Annotated in this window: 18 protein-coding genes and 1 tRNA gene; 10 read left to right on the top strand and 9 right to left on the bottom strand. The window is 68.6% G+C overall.

The features are described 5' to 3' along the window. Positions 1–2: 2 nt before the first annotated feature. Together AC3ANJ_RS18030 and AC3ANJ_RS18035 are read right to left on the bottom strand one after the other, a co-directional pair. A complete protein-coding gene (locus AC3ANJ_RS18030; protein WP_406248278.1) occupies positions 3–464 on the bottom strand; it encodes a DUF3817 domain-containing protein in 462 nt (153 codons plus the stop codon). Positions 465–512: 48 nt separating this feature from the next. Further along, complete coding sequence (locus AC3ANJ_RS18035) at positions 513–1,706, bottom strand: MFS transporter (protein ID WP_488317508.1); 1,194 nt, start codon at positions 1,704–1,706, stop codon at positions 513–515. A 253-nt stretch (positions 1,707–1,959) separates the two neighbouring features. Here AC3ANJ_RS18035 and AC3ANJ_RS18040 point away from each other — a divergent pair, with 253 nt between their 5' ends. Further along, complete coding sequence (locus AC3ANJ_RS18040) at positions 1,960–2,793, top strand: serine protein kinase RIO (protein ID WP_488317509.1); 834 nt, start codon at positions 1,960–1,962, stop codon at positions 2,791–2,793. Positions 2,794–2,860: 67 nt separating this feature from the next. After that, positions 2,861–4,270: an MFS transporter gene (locus AC3ANJ_RS18045; RefSeq protein WP_488317510.1), complete on the top strand. Its 1,410-nt coding sequence runs from the start codon at positions 2,861–2,863 to the stop codon at positions 4,268–4,270. A gap of 12 nt (positions 4,271–4,282) precedes the next feature. On the opposite strand, the gene AC3ANJ_RS18050 is transcribed toward AC3ANJ_RS18045, so the two are convergent. Next, positions 4,283–4,798, bottom strand: coding sequence for a MarR family winged helix-turn-helix transcriptional regulator (locus AC3ANJ_RS18050; RefSeq protein ID WP_488317511.1), 516 nt, complete (start codon positions 4,796–4,798; stop codon positions 4,283–4,285). Between the two features lie 89 nt (positions 4,799–4,887). Here AC3ANJ_RS18050 and AC3ANJ_RS18055 point away from each other — a divergent pair, with 89 nt between their 5' ends. Further along, positions 4,888–5,646, top strand: a complete 759-nt coding sequence (locus AC3ANJ_RS18055) for a MarR family winged helix-turn-helix transcriptional regulator (RefSeq protein ID WP_488317512.1) — start codon at positions 4,888–4,890, stop codon at positions 5,644–5,646. Positions 5,647–5,748: 102 nt separating this feature from the next. Here AC3ANJ_RS18055 and AC3ANJ_RS18060 read toward each other — a convergent pair whose 3' ends face one another. Together AC3ANJ_RS18060 and AC3ANJ_RS18065 are read right to left on the bottom strand one after the other, a co-directional pair. Beyond that, positions 5,749–6,969 carry a hypothetical protein gene (locus tag AC3ANJ_RS18060; protein ID WP_488317513.1) on the bottom strand — a complete coding sequence of 407 codons (1,221 nt, stop codon included), beginning with the start codon at positions 6,967–6,969 and terminating at the stop codon, positions 5,749–5,751. Between the two features lie 80 nt (positions 6,970–7,049). Then, positions 7,050–7,694 (bottom strand): TetR family transcriptional regulator C-terminal domain-containing protein, encoded by a 645-nt coding sequence (locus AC3ANJ_RS18065; RefSeq protein ID WP_488317514.1) that lies wholly within the window; start codon positions 7,692–7,694, stop codon positions 7,050–7,052. A gap of 73 nt (positions 7,695–7,767) precedes the next feature. Here AC3ANJ_RS18065 and AC3ANJ_RS18070 point away from each other — a divergent pair, with 73 nt between their 5' ends. The 3 genes from AC3ANJ_RS18070 (at position 7,768) to AC3ANJ_RS18080 (ending at position 12,420) form a co-directional block, all read left to right on the top strand. Beyond that, positions 7,768–8,712: an alpha/beta fold hydrolase gene (locus AC3ANJ_RS18070; RefSeq protein ID WP_488317515.1), complete on the top strand. Its 945-nt coding sequence runs from the start codon at positions 7,768–7,770 to the stop codon at positions 8,710–8,712. A 142-nt stretch (positions 8,713–8,854) separates the two neighbouring features. Next, complete coding sequence (locus tag AC3ANJ_RS18075; protein WP_488317516.1) at positions 8,855–10,390, top strand: pectinesterase family protein; 1,536 nt, start codon at positions 8,855–8,857, stop codon at positions 10,388–10,390. Beyond that, positions 10,387–12,420 carry a pectinesterase family protein gene (locus tag AC3ANJ_RS18080; RefSeq protein ID WP_488317517.1) on the top strand — a complete coding sequence of 678 codons (2,034 nt, stop codon included), beginning with the start codon at positions 10,387–10,389 and terminating at the stop codon, positions 12,418–12,420. Before AC3ANJ_RS18075 ends, AC3ANJ_RS18080 begins: the two co-directional genes overlap by 4 nt. A gap of 98 nt (positions 12,421–12,518) precedes the next feature. Here AC3ANJ_RS18080 and dcd read toward each other — a convergent pair whose 3' ends face one another. Together dcd and AC3ANJ_RS18090 are read right to left on the bottom strand one after the other, a co-directional pair. After that, the gene (gene dcd / locus AC3ANJ_RS18085) at positions 12,519–13,124 is read right to left on the bottom strand and encodes a dCTP deaminase (RefSeq protein WP_488317518.1); all 606 of its coding nucleotides are present in this window, start codon (positions 13,122–13,124) and stop codon (positions 12,519–12,521) included. A 58-nt stretch (positions 13,125–13,182) separates the two neighbouring features. Further along, complete coding sequence (locus tag AC3ANJ_RS18090) at positions 13,183–13,938, bottom strand: dienelactone hydrolase family protein (RefSeq protein ID WP_488317519.1); 756 nt, start codon at positions 13,936–13,938, stop codon at positions 13,183–13,185. Between the two features lie 223 nt (positions 13,939–14,161). Between AC3ANJ_RS18090 and AC3ANJ_RS18095 the strand changes: the two genes are divergently transcribed. Beyond that, positions 14,162–14,235 (top strand) — tRNA-Gly (locus tag AC3ANJ_RS18095). A gap of 158 nt (positions 14,236–14,393) precedes the next feature. On the opposite strand, the gene AC3ANJ_RS18100 is transcribed toward AC3ANJ_RS18095, so the two are convergent. Together AC3ANJ_RS18100 and AC3ANJ_RS18105 are read right to left on the bottom strand one after the other, a co-directional pair. Then, the gene (locus AC3ANJ_RS18100) at positions 14,394–14,600 is read right to left on the bottom strand and encodes a hypothetical protein (RefSeq protein ID WP_488317520.1); all 207 of its coding nucleotides are present in this window, start codon (positions 14,598–14,600) and stop codon (positions 14,394–14,396) included. Continuing rightward, on the bottom strand, positions 14,575–14,859 hold the full coding sequence (locus AC3ANJ_RS18105; RefSeq protein ID WP_488317521.1) for a hypothetical protein: 285 nt from the start codon (positions 14,857–14,859) through the stop codon (positions 14,575–14,577). Before AC3ANJ_RS18105 ends, AC3ANJ_RS18100 begins: the two co-directional genes overlap by 26 nt. 105 nt (positions 14,860–14,964) lie before the next feature. On the opposite strand from AC3ANJ_RS18105, the gene AC3ANJ_RS18110 reads away from it, so the two are divergent. From AC3ANJ_RS18110 to AC3ANJ_RS18120, 3 genes are read left to right on the top strand one after another with little or no spacing between them, the layout of a single operon-like run. Further along, positions 14,965–15,834, top strand: a complete 870-nt coding sequence (locus tag AC3ANJ_RS18110; protein ID WP_488317522.1) for an alpha/beta fold hydrolase — start codon at positions 14,965–14,967, stop codon at positions 15,832–15,834. Between the two features lie 43 nt (positions 15,835–15,877). Beyond that, positions 15,878–16,873, top strand: coding sequence for an NADP-dependent oxidoreductase (locus AC3ANJ_RS18115; RefSeq protein WP_488317523.1), 996 nt, complete (start codon positions 15,878–15,880; stop codon positions 16,871–16,873). Between the two features lie 54 nt (positions 16,874–16,927). Next, entirely contained in the window at positions 16,928–17,788 is an 861-nt protein-coding gene (locus tag AC3ANJ_RS18120; RefSeq protein ID WP_488317524.1) for an alpha/beta fold hydrolase, read from the top strand. Positions 17,789–17,795: the final 7 nt, after the last annotated feature.

Consider the following 17,795-nt stretch of genomic DNA (forward strand, 5'->3'; position numbering starts at 1 on the left):
GCTCAACGCCCGCCGGGCGGGCCGACCAGCAGCAGGATCACGTAGAGCGCGACGATCGCGAGGACGAGCAGCCCTGCGAGCACCCAGGGACGCCGCAGGAACCAGCGCATCAGCCGGTCGTACCAGCGCGCATCGCGCGGATCGTCACCGGCCTCGAGCCGCCAGTCGCCGCGCAGGCGGCCCGAGCGGTGCAGCCAGATCTCGGTGGGGATCGTCGCGTACGGGATGACCGCGCTGGCGACGGCCAGCACCGCGACGCCGACGTGCCAGCGCTGGTTGAGGGCGACGAGGATCGCCGTCGCGCCGTAGGCGAGGAACACGAACCCGTGGATGCCTCCGCCGATCGTCACCACGATCCCGGGTGCACCGGATGCTCGGGCGATGAGCGCTGCGATCAAGATCGTCCAGGTGATCGCCTCCGCGATCGCCAGGACACGGAAAAGGCGGGCGGGTGCACGGAACACGGGTCTCCTCGGGTGGGGTGATCCCAGCCTAGGAGACCCGTGTATGAGTCAGCCGCGCACGCGGTTGGATGCTCCGAACAGCACGGCCCCGAGCACGAGGAGCGCTGCGCCGATCACGTAGTTCAATTCGACACCGAGGGCATCGACGAGGATGCCGCCGACACCCGCCGCGAGCATGATCGCGCCCTGGAACCCGACGACGACCAGGCTGCCGCCCGCTTCGAGGCGGTCCGGCATCCGGTGCCCGACCCAGGTGTTCACGACGATCAGCCAGGAGGCGAAGAAGAAGCCCCACACGAACACCGCCACCGCGATCGCCGCGAGGGATCCGGGAAGAAGGATCGTGGCGAACACCGCCGCGGCGATCGACACCGGCCCGACGACCGCGAAGACCGCGAATGTCCGGTCGACGACGAGCCCGATCACGAGGTTGCCGACCAGGCCGCCCGCGCCGAACAGCGCGAGCAGGAGGACGATGGTCCCGGCATCCACGTCCGGCATCCGCTCGAGCGCGAGACGGATGTAGGTGTACGCGAGGAAGTGCCCGAGCACCACCAGGACGTGACCGGTGAAGCCGAGCCCGACACCGGGACGGCGGATGGTGTCGGCGAGGATGCGGAGGCTGGATGCCTGCGCGGCCGGCACCGAGGGCAGCAGGGTCCGCAGGCCGATGGCCAGCACGGCCGTGACGACTCCGGCGAGCGCGAAGACCGCTCGCCAGTCGAGGAACTGGCTGAGCAGGACACCGATCGGAACACCGGCGACCGTCGCGAGCGACGTGCCGGCCGTGGTGAACATCACGGCGCGGCCGATGCGCTCCGGGCCCGCGATGCGGGCGGCGACCGTGATCGACATCGACCAGAACGCGCTGAGCGCAGCGCCCAGCAGGAAGCGCGCGAGCAGCACCAGCACGAGGTTGGGCGCGATCGCGACGATGAGGTTGGATACCGCGGCGGCGAGCGCCATCCAGACGAGCAGGCTCCGCCGATCCAGCCGCGGGAAGATCAGCCCGACGGTCGGGGCGACGATCAGACCGATCAGGGCCGTGACGGTGACGGTCTGCCCCGCCTGCCCCGGCGTGACTCCGAGCCCGTCCGCCATCTCGGTCAGCATCCCGTTGGGCAGGAACTCCGCGGTGACGAGCAGGAAGCTCATGAGCATGAGCATGATCGGTCCGCCGTAGCGCATGCGCTCGGCTGCGGCGACCGGGAGGACGGTGGGGACGGGGGCGGTCGTGGTCATGTTCCCACCCTGACAGGATGCCGGGGCCTGCACCCGATCGGTCGTCCGCGGCATCCGACCGATCGTCCGGGGCTGGACGGCGGCCCGGCGGCCCGATATGCTCGACCCCGCGCCGGGATGTCCCCGGAAGGTATCAGCGGAAGGAGCAAGCCATGACTGCTGTCGTCGTCGTGCCCTCTTCCGACCAGATCCTTCCCCTCGAGGCCGCCCGCTCCTGATCCGCGCGTGGCCTCCCTCTCCCGGAGCAACCACCGTGTCTGATCCCTTCGCGTCCTTCGACGCATCCCTCACCTTCGCCGACGTCGAACCCGGCGACAATCAGCGCTGGACCACCTGGCCGGCCGTCACACCCTCCGAGCGCGGTCCGGAGCCGCGACCGTCGTGGATCGTGACGAGCGCCGGCGCCATCGACACCGAACTCGGCATCCTGAAGACCGGCAAGGAGGCGGACGTCTTCCTCATCGAGCGCGCCGTCCCCGATGATCCGGCGCAGCGCACACTGTTGGCCGCCAAGCGCTATCGCACCTCGCAGCACCGCACGTTCCACCGTTCGAGCATCTACACCGAGGGCCGGCGCACGCGGAACTCGCGCGACGCCCGCGCCACAGAGAAGAAGTCGCTCTACGGCCGGGAGGTCGCGGCGGCCGAGTGGTCGTTCGCCGAGTTCGAAGCGCTGTGCCGCGCGTGGGAGCTCGGGGCTCCGGTGCCGTATCCCGTGCAGGTGAACGGCACCGAACTGCTGATGGAGTTCATCGGCACCGATGCGGTGGCCGCGCCTCGCCTCGCCCAGGTGCGCGGCGACCGAGACGAACTGACCGACCTGTTCCGGCAGGTCGTCGAGCTCATGCACATCTTCGCCGCGGCCGGGTTCGCGCACGGCGACCTCTCGCCGTACAACCTGCTGGTGCACGAGGGGCGCGTACGCGTGATCGACCTCCCCCAGATCGTGGATGTCATCGCGAACCCCCAGGGCTTCGACCTGCTGCACCGCGACTGCGTGAACGTGTGCGACTGGTTCGCCAGGCATCGGGTCGACGCGGATGCCGAGGCGCTGTTCGCCGAGCTCATCGCGGCGTCGTACGGGTGAGCGCGCCAGGAAGACGACACGGCGCGCCGCTACCTCGCGTTCACCGGACACGGCCAGACTTCGAGACATGAGCACGCCGGAAGAGACGCCGACCCCGCCGCCCACCGCGAACAGCGGCGCGGTGGGCGTGATCGGGTTGGAGCTGCGCGGCGAGACCCCCGCCCCGAAGAAGCAGGTCTACTCGTGGGCGCTGTGGGACTGGGCGACCCAGCCGTTCAACACCGTCATCCTGACGTTCATCTTCACCGCGCTGTATCTGACCACCGAGCAGTTCCTGCCGGCCGATGTCGCCTCGCTCGGCGACGAGGACCCGATGCGCCTGGCAGCCGAGGCGGACCTGGCCAGCGGTCTCGGGCTCGGCTCGACCATCGCGGGCCTCGCGATCCTCCTGTTCGCCCCGGTGCTCGGGCAGCGCGCGGATGCCGCCGGCCGCCAGAAGCTCTGGCTCGGCATCGGCACCGGGGCGCTGATCGCGTGCATGCTCGGGCTGTGGTTCGTCGAGCCGACCCCGACGCTGTTCTGGCTCGGCGTCGCGCTGATCTCCGCGGGAAGCGTGTTCGGCGAGATCGCGGCGGTCAACTCCAACGCGATGCTGATCGGAATCGCGAACCCGAAGACCATCGGGCGCATCTCGGGGCTCGGGTGGGGCTTCGGCTACATCGGCGGCATCGTCGCACTCGTGCTGGTGGTCGTCTTCTTCTCGTTCAACTGGTTCGGTCTTCCGGAGGACGACGGGTTGCCGTTCCGGTTGATCGCCGTCGGCTGCGCGATCTGGGCGCTCGTCTTCAGCATCCCGATCTTCCTGAACGTGCCGGAGCCGTCACTGGGCCGGCCGGAGCGCAAGGTCGGGTTCTTCCGCTCGTACGCGCTGCTCGTCAAGGACGTCATCGGGCTCTACCGCACCCCCGAGACGCGGCCGACCTTCTGGTTCCTGCTGGCTAGCGCCGTGTTCCGCGACGGGCTGGGCGGCGTCTTCGCGTTCGGCGCGATCATCGCCGGACAGGTCTTCCACTTCGACTTCCTGCAGCTCGTGATCTTCGGCATCGCGGCGAACCTCATCGCCGGCGTCTCGACGATCCTGGCCGGTCGCCTGGACGACCGATTCGGCGCCAAGCGGATCATCCTCTTCTCGCTGGCATCGATGGTCGTCGCGGGTCTCGCCGTGTTCCTGCTCGTGGAGGCCGGAGCCGTCGTGTTCTGGATCGGCGGCCTGGTGCTGTGCGCGTTCGTCGGACCGGCGCAGTCCGCGTCGCGCTCGTTCCTCGCGCGGGTGACCCCGGCCGGACGCGAGGGCGAGATCTTCGGGCTCTACGCGACCACCGGTCGCGCGGCGAGCTGGATGGCCTCGGCTGCCTGGACCGCCCTGATCGTGCTGACCGCCCAGACGAAGTTCGGCATCCTCGGCATCGTCATCGTGCTGCTGGTCGGTTTCCTGCTGCTGCTCCCCGTGCAGGAGCGCCGGGTGGCGGCGGCCTGAGCCCGGCCGGCGTCAGGCGCCCGGCCCCCAGTTGTCGGCGAGCTTGTTGAGCAGCCGCGCGAGTTCCGCGCGTTCGGTGTCGGTGAACGCCTCGAGGGCGCGCGACAGCGCCTGACGCCGCTCGCCCTTGGCACCGCGCGCGACGCGCCTGCCGGCATCCGTCAGCGCGATGCGCGTGCGGCGCGCGTCGTCCGGGTCGGCTTCGCGCTGGACGAATCCGCGCTCGACGCCCTGCTGCACCAGCCGCGAGGCCCGCGGCTGGTCGACGCCGACGGCTTCGGCGAGTTCGCTCACGCTGAGCGGTGCGGATGCCGCGGCGAGCGCCTCCAGCATCCGCATCCACGCGGGGGCTGCGAAGCGCCCGCCGGGTCCGCCGGCCCACGGGCCCGGGCGAGGCGGGCGCCCTTCGTGCGGGCCGCCGCGATGGCCGTGCGGACCACCATGCGCATGCCCTGGTCCGTGCGGACGCCGCCCTCTCAGGCGCGCCAGTGCTTCGGCGATGTCGTCGGCGGGATCGGAGGTGCTCACACATCCGACTTTACATGCTACTTGACATACTTCCGCATTGCATGTCACACTACATGTACATGCACAGTTACAAGCAAAGGAACTTCCCCATGAACACGCACACATCACCTGATGACCGCCCGCTGGGCTACTGGCTCAAGGCGACCGACCGGCTCATGGCAGCCGAGTTCGCCCGCGCCTTCGAGAACGAGGGCATCACGCGCCGCGAATGGCGGCTGCTCAACGTCGTCGACGGCACCGTCCAGAGCGGACACCCCGTCGACGACCGCAAGCTCGGCCGCCTGATCGAACTCGGCTGGATCGCACCGTCCGAGGACGGGTGGGCTCTGACCGACGAGGGCCAGGCCGCCAAGAAGCGACTCGGCACGATCGTCGACGGCATCCGTGCGACGATCGCCGAAGCCGTGAGCCCCGAGGACTACGCGACCACCATCGCCACCCTCACGCAGATCGCGCAGGCGCTCGGCTGGGACGAGAACGTCCCGCTGCCGCGCAAGCAGCGCGACCATGGCCCGCACCGCGGGCACGGCCGCAACGCGGGTGGACGCTGGCACGGCGATCACGGTCACCACGGCCGTGGGCACCGCCGCGGCTTCACCCCGCATCCGTCGGAGGCCTCCGAAAGCTGGGCGCACGCCGAGCACGGATGCCGCGGCCACCGCGCCGCCGATCGCGGCGAGTTCGATCGCGGCGAGTTCGCCCGTGGACGCGCCGAGGGGCCGCACCACGGCGAGTCCGGCCCGCACGCCGGGCACGGCGGCTGGCGCCCTCGGATCGCCCGTATGGCGCAGCACGCGTATGAGCGCGGCTTCGACGCCGGTTTCGACCGCGGCGCCACCGCCCGCTGACCGTCTCCCTCCCGACCCTCCCGCGAGACGTACTCTGCGCGGTGAGACTCGGCCAGCCAGGCCAGGTCTCACCCGGCATAGTGCGTCTCGCGGTGCGTTAGGTCAGAAGGGCAGACCGAGGTAGAAGTCGAAGACCGCCGGGTCGTCCGGACCTTCGACGAGCATCAGCCACGGCGTGTCATCGTCGCTGGGGACATGCCAGAGAATCGCCTGCTGCGTGCCGTCGGCGAAGACGTAGTTGGTGCCGGTGCCGTCGTCGTAGACGGAACCCTCGGAGGCCAGCGGTTCGCTGCGCTCGGACTTCAGCGTCTCCCCGGCCGCGGCCACCGCCGCATCGTCCTCGAACGCCATGATCGCGAATCGGAGATCGCCGATCTTCGACGTGAAGCGCGCCGACGTGGCGCTCACGGCTGACGCTGCCGGCGACGCGGCATCCTGCCACGCGCCGTCCAGCGCCCAGGCGACGTCGCCCGTCGGCCCGGCGACCTCGCCGTCTACCATGGCCGCGACCTGCGCGCACAGTTCGGAGCATCCCTGCTCGACCGCCGGGGCCGGCTCGCCTGCAGGGGCCGACTCCGAGACTCCGACGCCCGAGCCCTGCGGAGCGGAGAACGTCGGAGGGTTGTTCGCAAGCACCACGACGCCGATCACCGCGGCGAGCAGGAGCACGGCGAGCAGTGCGAAGATCACGATCGGCCAGCCGCGGTAGGTGTCGCCGCCCCGCGGGTTTGAATAGTCGGATGCCGGTGCATCCGGGCGCGAGTCGACCGGCGTTGCGGGGGTCGGCGGCGCGGGCACGGCGGACGACGTCCGTCCGGACGCGAAGACCGGCGGCACGGACGACGTCGACGCGGCATCGGCAGCGCGCTGCGGTTCCGAAGGCATCGGATCGCCACCCGACGTCCGCGCACGCAGCTCGGAGCGCGTCGCAGGAAGCGGGGTCCGAACTGCGGGATCTTCGCCAGGAGGCTCACCGATCCCGCTCGTCGACGCCGTCTCATCTGCGAGCAGCACGGCGGCCGTCTCATCGAGCGGCGGGATCTCCGGAGGCTCGGGAACCGTGAAGTCGGGGACGGCGATATCGGCCGGAGGGATGTCGAGGTCCTCCACGCGCGACATCGCGAGGTCTGCGCTCATCGCGAGGTCATCGTCGATCGGGCCGGGTTCGCCCGCCTCATCGGCGGCTTCGACGGAAGCACCGGGGACCTCCGCGTCGAGCACGGGTTCTGATGGCGTCGCCGCCGGTGCAGGGGGCGGGGGCGGCGGGAACTCACGCGCCTCGTCGTCGCGCGGAACTTCCGGATTCCCCATATCGCCGCTCACGCTCTGATCCTATGCCGCGGCGTGGTCTCGCGAGGGGCGCTCTTATCACCTGCGTCCGCGAACCCAGCCGCGGCGGGCGACTAAGCCAGCGCCGCGAGCATCGCCTCGGTCGCACCGGCCGCGATCAGCCGCTGACGCATCGCGCGAGCCGCGAGACCGTACACCTCTTCGCCGCCGACCAGCAGCGAGCGGTTGTTCGCGTGCTCGTCCAACGCGATGAGCTCGAAGGCGATGCCCTCGGCATCCGCATCGGCCGTCAGCTCGCCGGCCTCGATGGCGTATCGGACCTGGGCAGTGATGTAGCCGTACCAGTCGGCCTGCGCCGTCACCACGGCGTCGCGGACCGGCCCCGGCTTGGAGTCGATGTCGGCTGAGGTGGCGGCGAAGAAGCATCCGCCGGTGAAGACCCGGTCGCGGGAGTAGTCCAGCGAGTTGCGCAGCAGCGCCGCCAGCCGCAGCACACCGCGCGGCTCGCCGCGCGCCGGTGTGACGATCGTCGCGATGAACACCTCGCGGGCTGCGGCGATCGTCGCCAGCTGCAGCGACTGCTTGCTGCCGAACAGGGTCGCGATGCTGCTCTTGCTGTGCCCGGAGGATTCGGCGAGGCGCCCGATCGTGAGCCCGTCGAGCCCTTCGACGGAGGCGAGATTCGTCGCCCGGGACAGCACGCTGCGCCGCGACGCATCCCCGCGCGCTCGGCGTCCGTCCACGATCTGATCCGACATCCCTCTAGTTTACGCACGATCGTTCGTATACTCTACGTACGATCGTTCGTATTTCTTGTGAATCGAGGAAGCCATGCCCCGCTCCACCGCGTTCGTCCCCACCGCCCTCCGCGTCGCCGATGCGATCTCCCCCGCTCTGGCTGGCGGCGTCGCGTACCGCCTGTTCTTCCGCACGCGCCCTCGGATGCCGCTGCGCGCACAGGACCGCGCCACCGATCTCGCCGCGCGTCGCGAACTGCTGCGCGTACGCGGTCGCGACATCGTCACGTATCGCTGGGGCGATGGCGATCGCACCGTCCTGGTCGTCCACGGCTGGAAGGGCAGGGCAACACAGTTCGCCCCGCTCGTCCGCGAACTCGTCGCCGCCGGACTGCGCGTCGTGTCGTTCGACGCCGCCGCGCACGGAGAGTCGCACGGGAGCAACACGGACGTCCGCGATTGGATGGCCGCGATCGAGGGGCTCCAGAACCGCTTCGGTCCGTTCGCCGCGATCGTCGGGCACTCCGTCGGCGCGGTCGCTGGCCTCACCGCAGCGCGGACATTCGCGCGCACTCCGGTCGTCGTCACGATCTCGGGCGCCGCCGGCCCCTTCGCGATGATCGACCAGTTCGCGCTCATGATGGGGCTGTCCGACCCCGCACGAGACCGCTTGGCGCATCTGTTCGCGGCTCGGATCGGCGAAACACCGGCATCCGTCGCCGAGCGCTTCGACTCGGCGGCCCACCCACTCCCCGAGCACACCAGCCTGCTCGTCGTGCACAGCCGCGACGACCGCGGACTCCCGGACGCCGACTCGGTCCGGCTGCACAGAGCGCATGCCGGACGATCACGGATGCTGCGCCCGACCGGTCTCGGCCACAACCGCACCCTCGCTGACGACGACGTCCTCGATGCCGTCGTCGACATCGTCACGCGCGGGAAGCACAGCACCGACGACGCCGCCCCGGCCGCAAGAACCGGAGGAGAACGCACGAACGGGAGGACCCCGATCCCGCATTCGGCCCTCCCGATCGCGTGATCTCCTCCGGTTCGGAGGCGACGCCGCACCTCGTCCGCCCAGGCAAACGTCTTCCGTAAATACGTTGACATCAACAACATTTCCTCAATAAGGTTCAGAAACCGGTTCCCCACACCGGTCTCCACCTGCGAGAGGAACGATGATGTCCTTCAAGCCCCCGCATTCCGGCGCGCCCATTTCGCTGGAATCCCCACCCGCAACCCCGCGGATCCGTGGTCGACGACACGTCGCCGTGGCCGCGATCGTCGGCGCCCCGCTGCTGGTGCTCGGCGCGTTCGTCCCGTCCGCGGCCGTCGCCCAGACGGCGGACGGCGCCGACCTACTCGCCCAGATCGGCGCGCCGACCACCACGACCGCCGATGGTCCGGTGTGGTCGCCGACCGCGACCGGATTCGCCTCGACACCGACCGCCGAACTGCCGGACGGCACCACCGGCGGTGCCGGCGGAGAGACCGTCACCGTCGACGAACCCGCAGAGCTCGTCGCAGCCGCGGCATCCGCAGAGCCGCTGACGATCCTCGTCGACGGCACCATCGACGTCGGCGACGGCAGCATGATCAAGGTCACGGCGAACAAGACGATCGCCGGTGCGGCCGGCGGCGGCGAGATCGTCGACGGCGGACTGTTCGTCGACCGCGTCTCGAACGTGATCATCCGCAACCTCACGTTCCGCGACTCGTTCATCGGCGCGGACTGGGACGGCAAGTCGCCGGAGAACGACAACGACGGCATCCGCATCGACACGTCGCACCACGTCTGGGTCGACCATAACGAGTTCGAGCGCCTCGGCGACGGCCAGCTCGACATCCGCAAGGATTCGACCGCCGTCACGGCATCCTGGAACTACTTCCGCGACCACAACAAGACGCTGGGCGTCGGATGGACCGACAACGTCGTGACGACGCTGACGCTGCACCACAACCGGTTCTCGAACGTGCACCAGCGCAATGGCAGCCTCGACAACGTCGCGGCCGGCCACGTGTACAACAACTGGCTGTCCGGGGTGAGCTCGTACGGCATGAACGCCCGCGGTGCCGAGACCCAGCTCGTCGTCGAATCGAACGTGTTCGAGCACGCCCGCAACCCCCTGATCGGCGAAGGATCGGTCTTCCAGCAGGACAACATCTTCGTGGACGTCTGGGGCGAGCAGCCCCGCGACACCGGAGCGACCTTCGACGCGTCGGCGAACTACGCCTACACGGCCGACCCGGCATCCGACGTCCGCAAACTCCTCACCAAGGACGCCGGCCCGGTGCACGCCACGAGCGATGAGGCCAAGCGCCGCATCACCGTCGCACAGGACGGCAGCGGCGACTACATGTCCGTGCACGCAGCGGTCGGCGCGGCATCCCGCAGCTCCCACCCGGTCGAGATCGTCATCCAGCCCGGCACCTACCGCGAGGTCGTCTCGATCTGGCCGGATGCCGATCACCTGACGATCGTCGGTGCCACCGGCGACCCGGAGGACGTCGTCATCACGTACGACAAGTCCAGCAGCGAATGGCCGACCGTGAACGTCCTCGCCGATGACGTCACCCTGCAGAGCCTCACACTCGAGAACCCGCTCGAGGTGACGGCCCCCAAGAAGGCGCTGGCACTGCGGGATGCCGGGACGGGAACGACCCTCGATGATGTCGTCCTGCTCGGCGACGTGCTCGCGGAAGGAGAGACCCGATGAACCGCAGGAGATTGACCCGCGTCGCCGTCGTGGCGAGCGCACCACTGCTCGCCCTGACCCTGATCGCGGCGCCCGCGCACGCGGACGACCTCCCCGCGACGCTCGACGGCGCAGGACTCCTCGAGCGCATCGAGGCGCCGACCACGACGACCGCCGATGGTCCGGTGTGGTCGCCGGTGGCGACTGGTTTCGCATCGACCCCGACCGCCGACCTGCCAGAGGGCACGACCGGTGGCGCCGAAGGGCGAGTCGTCGTGGCCGACGACGCGGCGGAGCTCGCCGAATACGCCGCGCTCGAGGAGCCGCTGACGATCCTCGTCAAGGGCAGCGTCGACGTCGAGCCGTTCGGCTCGCAGATCACGGTGGCATCCGACAAGACGATCGCCGGCGCAGGACGGGATGCCGAGCTCGTCGGCGGCGGGCTCTTCCTCGACAGGGTGTCGAACGTGATCGTGCGCAACCTCACGTTCCGCGACTCGTACGTCCCCGGCGACTGGGACGGCAAGGGCTCGGACAACGACAACGACGGCATCCGCGTCGACACGTCGTCGCACGTCTGGATCGACCACAACGAGTTCACGCGCCTCGGCGACGGGCTCGTCGACGTGCGCAAGGACTCGACCGCGGTGACGCTGTCCTGGAACTCGTTCCACGACCACAACAAGACGGTCGGCGTCGGTTGGACGAAGAACGTCATCACCACCATCACGATGCATCACAACGCGTTCTCGAACACGTACCAGCGCAACGCCAGCATCGACAATGTCGCGGCGGGCCACCTGTACAACAACTGGTTCGAGGGCCAGGCGCACTACGGCACGATGTCGCGCGGCGCCGCGCAGCTCGTGATCGAGTCGAGCGTGTACGAGAACGGCGAGGACGCGATCGTCGCGAAGGATCCCGAATCGAAGGTGGAGTCGCGCAACAACCAGTTCACCAACATCAGGGGCCGCAAGGACAACACCGGTCCGACGTTCGATCCGAGGTCGTACTACTCCTACGCTCCGGATGCCACGGCCGATGTCGTCTCGATCGTCGACGCGCACAGCGGTCCGCTCGGCAAGGACGAGACGGTCGGCAAGCAGGTCACGGTCGCTCTCGACGGCAGCGGCGATTTCGCCAGTGTCAGCGCGGCGGTGGGTGCGGCGTCCCGTTCGAAGCATCCGGTCGAGATCGTCGTCTCGCCCGGTGTCTACCGCGAGGTCGTGCGGATCTGGCCGGATGCCGATGACCTGACGATCCGCAGTTCGACCGGCGAGGCATCCGATGTCGTGATCAGCTACGACCTCGCGGCCGGGCAGGCGAAGTTCTACGGCGGAACGTGGGGGCACACCGGCTCCCCCGTGCTCTCGGTGCTGGCGGACGACGTCACGCTGCGCGACATCACGATCGAGAACGCGTACGACGAGACGGTCACCGGTGGCAGCCAGGCGCTGGCGCTGCGCGCGGCAGCCGATCGCACGGTTCTCGACGGTGTGCGACTGCTCGGCAACCAGGACACGTTCCTGGTCGACCCGATCTCGAAGACCCAGCCGTCGCGCGTCTGGATGACGGACTCGTACGTCGCCGGAGACGTCGACTTCATCTACGGCGGCGGCACGCTCGTGGTCGAGGACTCCGAGATCCGGTCGCTCGACCGGGCATCGACCACCAACAACGGGTATGTCGCAGCGCCCGCGACGGTGCCGGGCGGCAAGGGCTTCCTGTTCGTCGATTCGGTCTTCACCTCGGATGCCGCGGCCGGCACCGTGTCACTCGGTCGCCCGTGGCACCCGAGCAGCAACCCGGCCGTGGACCCGGCGATGGTCGTGCGCAACTCCGAGCTCGGCGCTCACATCCGCACGCCCGCATGGTCGGACATGAGCGGGTGGAGCTGGCAGGAGGACTTCTTCCGCGAGTACGACAACACCGGCCCTGGTGCCGTCGTCGGCGAGGATCCGGGTCGCCCTCAGCTGACGGACGAGGAGGCGGCCGCGTTCACGCGCGACGCGTATCTGTCGGGTGAGGACGGCTGGGCTCCGTGGAGTTGAGCTGACGCGGGGACGGATGCCGCGGCATCCGTCCCCGCGACTCACACGAGAGGGCAGTGACGCACCGTGCGTCACTGCCCTCTCGTTGCTTCTTGGAATCAGCCGCCGAGGGAACCGAGGTCGGTGACCCCGACATCCGTGCGATGGAAGTTCTGGAACGAGCGGGATGCCGTCGGTCCACGCTGCCCCTGGTAACGGTTGCCGTACGGGCCGGAGCCGTAGGGGTTCTCGGCCGGCGAGGTCAGGCGGAAGAAGCAGAGCTGGCCGATCTTCATGCCCGGCCACAGCTTGATCGGCAGCGTCGCGACGTTGGCGAGCTCGAGGGTCACGTGACCGGTGAAACCGGGGTCGATGAAACCGGCCGTGGAGTGCGTGATGAGGCCGAGGCGACCCAGCGACGACTTGCCCTCGAGGCGCGCGGCGACGTCGTCCGGCAGGGAGACCTGCTCGAACGTGGCGCCGAGCGCGAATTCGCCCGGGTGCAGAATGAACGGCTCGTCGGGGGCGACCTCGATCAGGCGGGTGAGCTCGGGCTGATCCTCTGAGGGATCGATGAACGGATACTTGTGGTTGTCGAACAACCGGAAGTAGCGGTCCAGGCGCACGTCGACGCTCGACGGCTGCACCATCGCCGAGTCGTGCGGGTCGAGTCCGATCCGGCCGGAGGCGAGTTCTGCGGTGATGTCGCGATCGCTGAGAAGCACGGCAACAGCCTAGTGCGCGGTGCTTCGGTGATGTCGGCGCCGCCCGGCCGTGCCCGTGTCACTCGAGTGTCGACCCGAGATGACGCACGAAGAAGCGTCCGGCATCCTCTCCTGCGAACGCCGGGACGCCGGTATGCCCGCCCATATTGGCGTGCAGGGTCTTCTCCGCGGACCCGAAGGCGTCGAAGAGGTCGAGAGCCATCTGACGGTCGTTCCCCTCGTCATCCCATTGCAGGAGAACGTGGAGCGGAATCGTGACGCGGCGGGCTTCCTCCATGATCATGCGCGGCACGTAACTGCCCGCGAAGAGCCCGGCCGCACGGATCCGCGGTTCGACAGCAGCGAGCCGTACGCCGATCGCGATCACGCCGCCGGAGAATCCCACTCGTTCGCCGATCTCGGGCAGGTCCAGGACGGCATCGAGTGCGCTCTGCCACTCCGGCACCGCCTTCTCCACCAGAGGAAGTACCAGCCGGTCGACGGTCTGTGCGCTCGGCGCCTCGCCGGCCGAGAGCGCCCTGACCAGGTCCGAGCGCGCCTGGTCCGCACCGGGCAGCGGTGGCCGTTCGCCGGCCCCGGGCAGCTCGACGGCGACCGAGGCGAAGCCGTGCGCGGCCACGGCGCGCGCCCGCGCCGCCAGGCGAGGATGCATCCGTCGCATCCCGATTCCGCCGGGTTGGCCCATCATGATGAGTGGGACAGGTGCGGACGGGGAAGCATCCGACGGCGTCCACAGGATGCCGGGGATGCCGTCGAGAGTGAACTCGCGAGTGATGACGCCGTCAGCGACGTCGTGTTCTGAGGTGAAGTGCATGGTCGTGCCTTTCGGGAGTGCTGCCATCAGCGGCGCTCCCGGACGACCTAGCGCCCGACCGTGCCTCCACAGAGGAGCACCGACGTCATTCTGATCACGGGTACCACCTCCTCGGATTCCTGCACGGACGCTCAACCGTATCAGCAGCGAATCCGGCCGCGCTTTGGCCTGCGGCCGGGCGGCAGGTAGGCTGTCCGATACCTGCCTCTTCGGATGCCGGTACGGGGCTGTAGTTCAATGGCAGAACTTCTGCTTCCCAAGCAGATAGCGCGGGTTCGATTCCCGTCAGCCCCTCCACGAGGGATTCCAGAAACTCAGGCGCTTGAGTTCGCGAAACCCGGATCGGTCGGTCATCCGCACAAGCGCCGCCAGGCGCATGCGCAATGCCGGGGGTGCTCCGTCACGCGGATCGGTCAGCCGAATTTTTCGGCGACCTTCTCGCGGTCCGCGTTGCGCTACTCAGCTCGCTCCATGTCGGCTTCCCGTACCTTGTCGCAACCCAGGCCCGTCGCCTCTTCCTGCATGTCGGCCTTCAATCGGTCGAACTCGGCGTCGGTGCTGGCGAACACCATCTTCCAGGAGTACTGGACGATGATCGATTCGACCTGCTTGCGCAGGGTCCGAATCTCCGACGAGTCAGTCGGCGTGGGTGCAGCTGGCACCGGTCGCGACAAGCAGTTGGTCATTGTCCTTCACGTAGTCCATCGTGGTCGGCGCGCCGCCCATCTCGGCTTTCCAGTCCGTCGAGAGCAGCGTCTCCACGAGCGCCTGATACGACGGCCAGCTCCGGTAGCTGAAGGGCAGGCCGGTCTCCTCGTCGATGTCCGCCGGGAGCACGGCCGACACGTTGATCTGAGACCCTCCGTCGACGAAACTGCCACCACCCCACTCGGCCGGAACCTCAGAGCCGGGATGCGACACCGCGACACCCCCCTCTTGACAAAGTTTCTGAGTGCGCTCATACTTGAGCATACTCGGCCTGACGGACAGTCGGCCGTCCGGTTCGTCGAGAAGAAGGGAACCTCCATGGGGCGCGCAGCGCAAGGTTCAGGTGCCGCACCGGTGCTTTTCATCGACGTTCCGACGGACTCGATCGAGGTCGCCGGGGCGGAGTTCGTCTATCGCGATCTCGGCGACGATCACACGGATGCCCTGCCACTGGTGGGATTGACGCATCTGGGGGCGAACCTGGACAGCTGGGATCCGGAGCTCGTCGGCCCGCTCACGGCTGAGCGTCGGGTGATCCTGATCGGCTATCGCGGCGTCGGCGGCTCGACCGGCGAGGTCCGCGATCGGTTCGACGACATGGCGACGGACGCGATCGCGGTGATCCGGGCGCTCGGGCTGTCGCGAGTGGATCTCTTCGGGCTGTCGATGGGCGGCATGGTCGCACAGGCTGTCCTCGCGCAGGCTCCCGACCTGGTGGACGGGGTGATCCTCGCCAGTACCGGCCCGCAGAGCGGTCCCGGCTTGACGCAGATGACCGGAGTGTTCGCCCGCGGAGTCGCCCGCGGGCTGTTGACGTTCACGCCCCCGACGTCCGTGCTGTTCTTCACCCGCACACGAAACGGCAAGCATGCGGCGAAGACCTACCAGGCGAGGCTGAAGCGTCGGCGCATCGGTCGGGACGGCTCGGTCTCCCCCGCCGTGCTGCGCGCGCAGCTGCGCGCGGTGAAGACATGGGGCCGGCAGAAGCCTCCCGCTGAGCGGTTCTCGGGGCCGGTGCTGGTCCTGCATGGCGACAGCGACCGCATGGTCCCGCCCGAGAACGCCGACGCCCTTCTGCAGCGATTCCCGAACGCGCAGGTCCGCGTGTTCACGGACTCCGGACACGGGGTCGTCTCCCAGAACCGCCACAGCGTGGCCGACCTGGTCGGCCGCTTCCTGCACCACTGACTCAGCATCACCCACCGACAGATCCGTAGGAGACAGAAGAACCATGCGAGCGTTCGTGTTCCACAAGTACAAACAGCCGATCCACGAGGCGGATGTGCCCGAGCCCCACGTGGGCGACCGGGACGTCCTCGTGCACGTCGTGGCGGCAGGTGTGAACCAGCTGGACGAGAAGATCCGGGAGGGCGAGTTCAAACTGAATCTGCCCTACAAGACTCCTCTCGTGCTCGGCCATGACGTCGCAGGAACCGTGATCCGCGTCGGGTCCGGGGTGCAGGGATTCAAGGCCGGGGATCGGGTGTTCGCCCGGCCCAGGGATCACCGGATCGGCACGTTCGCGGAGCGCATCGCGGTCGACGAGGCCGACCTCGCACTCGCGCCCGCCTCGATCAGTCCTGTCGAAGCGGCGTCCCTGCCACTGGTGGCGCTGACCGCCTGGCAGGCGCTGGTGGTCAACGCGAACGTGAAGCCGGGCCAGAAGGTACTCATCCACGCCGGCGCGGGAGGGGTCGGGACGATCGCGATCCAGCTCGCCAAGCACCTCGGCGCGTATGTGGCCACCACCGCATCCGGGAAGAACGTCGACTTCGTGCACGAACTGGGCGCGGACGAAGTGATCGACTACCGCACCCAGGACTTCGAGACCGAACTCTCCGGTTACGACCTGGTACTGGACAGCCTTGGGGGCGAGAACCTCGAGAAGTCACTGCGGATCCTGAAGCCAGGCGGGAAGGCGATCGGTATCAGCGGGCCGCCCGACCCCGCGTACGCAAAGGAGATCGGCCTGAACCCGGTGCTGCGCCTGGCCATCGCCGGGCTCAGCCGCAAGGTCCGCCGACAGGCGAAGAAACTCGGCGTGACCTACTACTTCCTGTTCATGACCGCCAGCGGAGACCAGCTGCGGCAGATCGCCGCGCTCGTCGACGACGGTGTCCTCCGTCCCGTCGTCGGGAAGACGTTCTCGTTCGACCAGACCCCGCAGGCGCTCGAAGCCCTGACCAAGGGCGGGATGCGCGGCAAGGTTGTCATCACCGGTCCCTGACCGACGTTTCGACTACCCCGAAATCTCTCTCGACCTCTTGAAGGAGCAACCATCATGAGCACCAAAAGCGACCCCGTCATCACCTCCTACGCCGAGGCGCCGGCGAAGACCGTCACCGCCGGCGGAATCACTTTCGCCTACCGCGAGTTGGGTCCGACCGGCGGCATCCCTGTGGTGTTCTTCGTGCACCTGGCCGCGACCCTCGACAACTGGGATCCCCGAATCGTGGACGCGATCGCGAAGACCCGTCACGTGATCACCTTCGATCAGCGCGGCGTCGGGGCGTCATCCGGCACCGTCCCCGGGACGATCGAGGAGGCAGCGGACGACGCCTACACCTTCATCGCGAAGGGCCTCGGCTTCGACAAGATCGACGTCTTCTCCTTCTCGATGGGCGGCATGATCGCTCAGGACCTCGCCGTCAAGCACCCCGATCTGGTCCGCAGGCTCGTCCTGACCGGTACCGGGCCGCGCGGCGGGAAGAACATGGACAAGGTCGTCGGCGTCACCTATTGGGACATCCTCCGCGCCACCCTCACCCGGTCGGACCCGAAGGAGTTCCTCTTCTTCAACCGCGACGCCGTCGGCAGGAAGGCCGGGAAAGCGTTCGTCGAGCGACTCAAGGAGCGCACCGTCGACCGGGACGAGGCCATCAGCAACGCCGCATTCAGTACGCAGCTGAAAGCAATTCAGCGCTACGGCCGCTCCGCGCCGTCGGACCTGTCGGTCATCACGCAACCCACCCTGATCGCCAATGGCGACAACGACCGCATGGTCCCCTCGATCCTGTCCGCCGACCTGCACCAGCGGATCAAGGACTCGGAGCTGATCATCTATCCGAACTCCGGCCACGGCGGCATCTTCCAGTACTGGGAGCAGTTCGCCCCCGTCGCCGCGAAGTTCCTCGCCCCCTGACCCGACC

This window comes from Microbacterium sp. STRO-1N, assembly GCF_057748015.1.

What these genes read in the sequence shown, in the direction of transcription:
- AC3ANJ_RS18035 (WP_488317508.1), bottom strand. Translation starts at nt 1,706, where the DNA reads ATGACCACGACCGCCCCCGTCCCCACCGTCCTCCCGGTCGCCGCAGCC.
- AC3ANJ_RS18045 (WP_488317510.1), top strand. Translation starts at nt 2,861, where the DNA reads ATGAGCACGCCGGAAGAGACGCCGACCCCGCCGCCCACCGCGAACAGC.
- AC3ANJ_RS18055 (WP_488317512.1), top strand. Translation starts at nt 4,888, where the DNA reads ATGAACACGCACACATCACCTGATGACCGCCCGCTGGGCTACTGGCTC.
- AC3ANJ_RS18065 (WP_488317514.1), bottom strand. Translation starts at nt 7,694, where the DNA reads ATGTCGGATCAGATCGTGGACGGACGCCGAGCGCGCGGGGATGCGTCG.
- AC3ANJ_RS18070 (WP_488317515.1), top strand. Translation starts at nt 7,768, where the DNA reads ATGCCCCGCTCCACCGCGTTCGTCCCCACCGCCCTCCGCGTCGCCGAT.
- AC3ANJ_RS18075 (WP_488317516.1), top strand. Translation starts at nt 8,855, where the DNA reads ATGTCCTTCAAGCCCCCGCATTCCGGCGCGCCCATTTCGCTGGAATCC.
- AC3ANJ_RS18080 (WP_488317517.1), top strand. Translation starts at nt 10,387, where the DNA reads ATGAACCGCAGGAGATTGACCCGCGTCGCCGTCGTGGCGAGCGCACCA.
- AC3ANJ_RS18090 (WP_488317519.1), bottom strand. Translation starts at nt 13,938, where the DNA reads ATGCACTTCACCTCAGAACACGACGTCGCTGACGGCGTCATCACTCGC.
- AC3ANJ_RS18110 (WP_488317522.1), top strand. Translation starts at nt 14,965, where the DNA reads ATGGGGCGCGCAGCGCAAGGTTCAGGTGCCGCACCGGTGCTTTTCATC.
- AC3ANJ_RS18115 (WP_488317523.1), top strand. Translation starts at nt 15,878, where the DNA reads ATGCGAGCGTTCGTGTTCCACAAGTACAAACAGCCGATCCACGAGGCG.
- AC3ANJ_RS18120 (WP_488317524.1), top strand. Translation starts at nt 16,928, where the DNA reads ATGAGCACCAAAAGCGACCCCGTCATCACCTCCTACGCCGAGGCGCCG.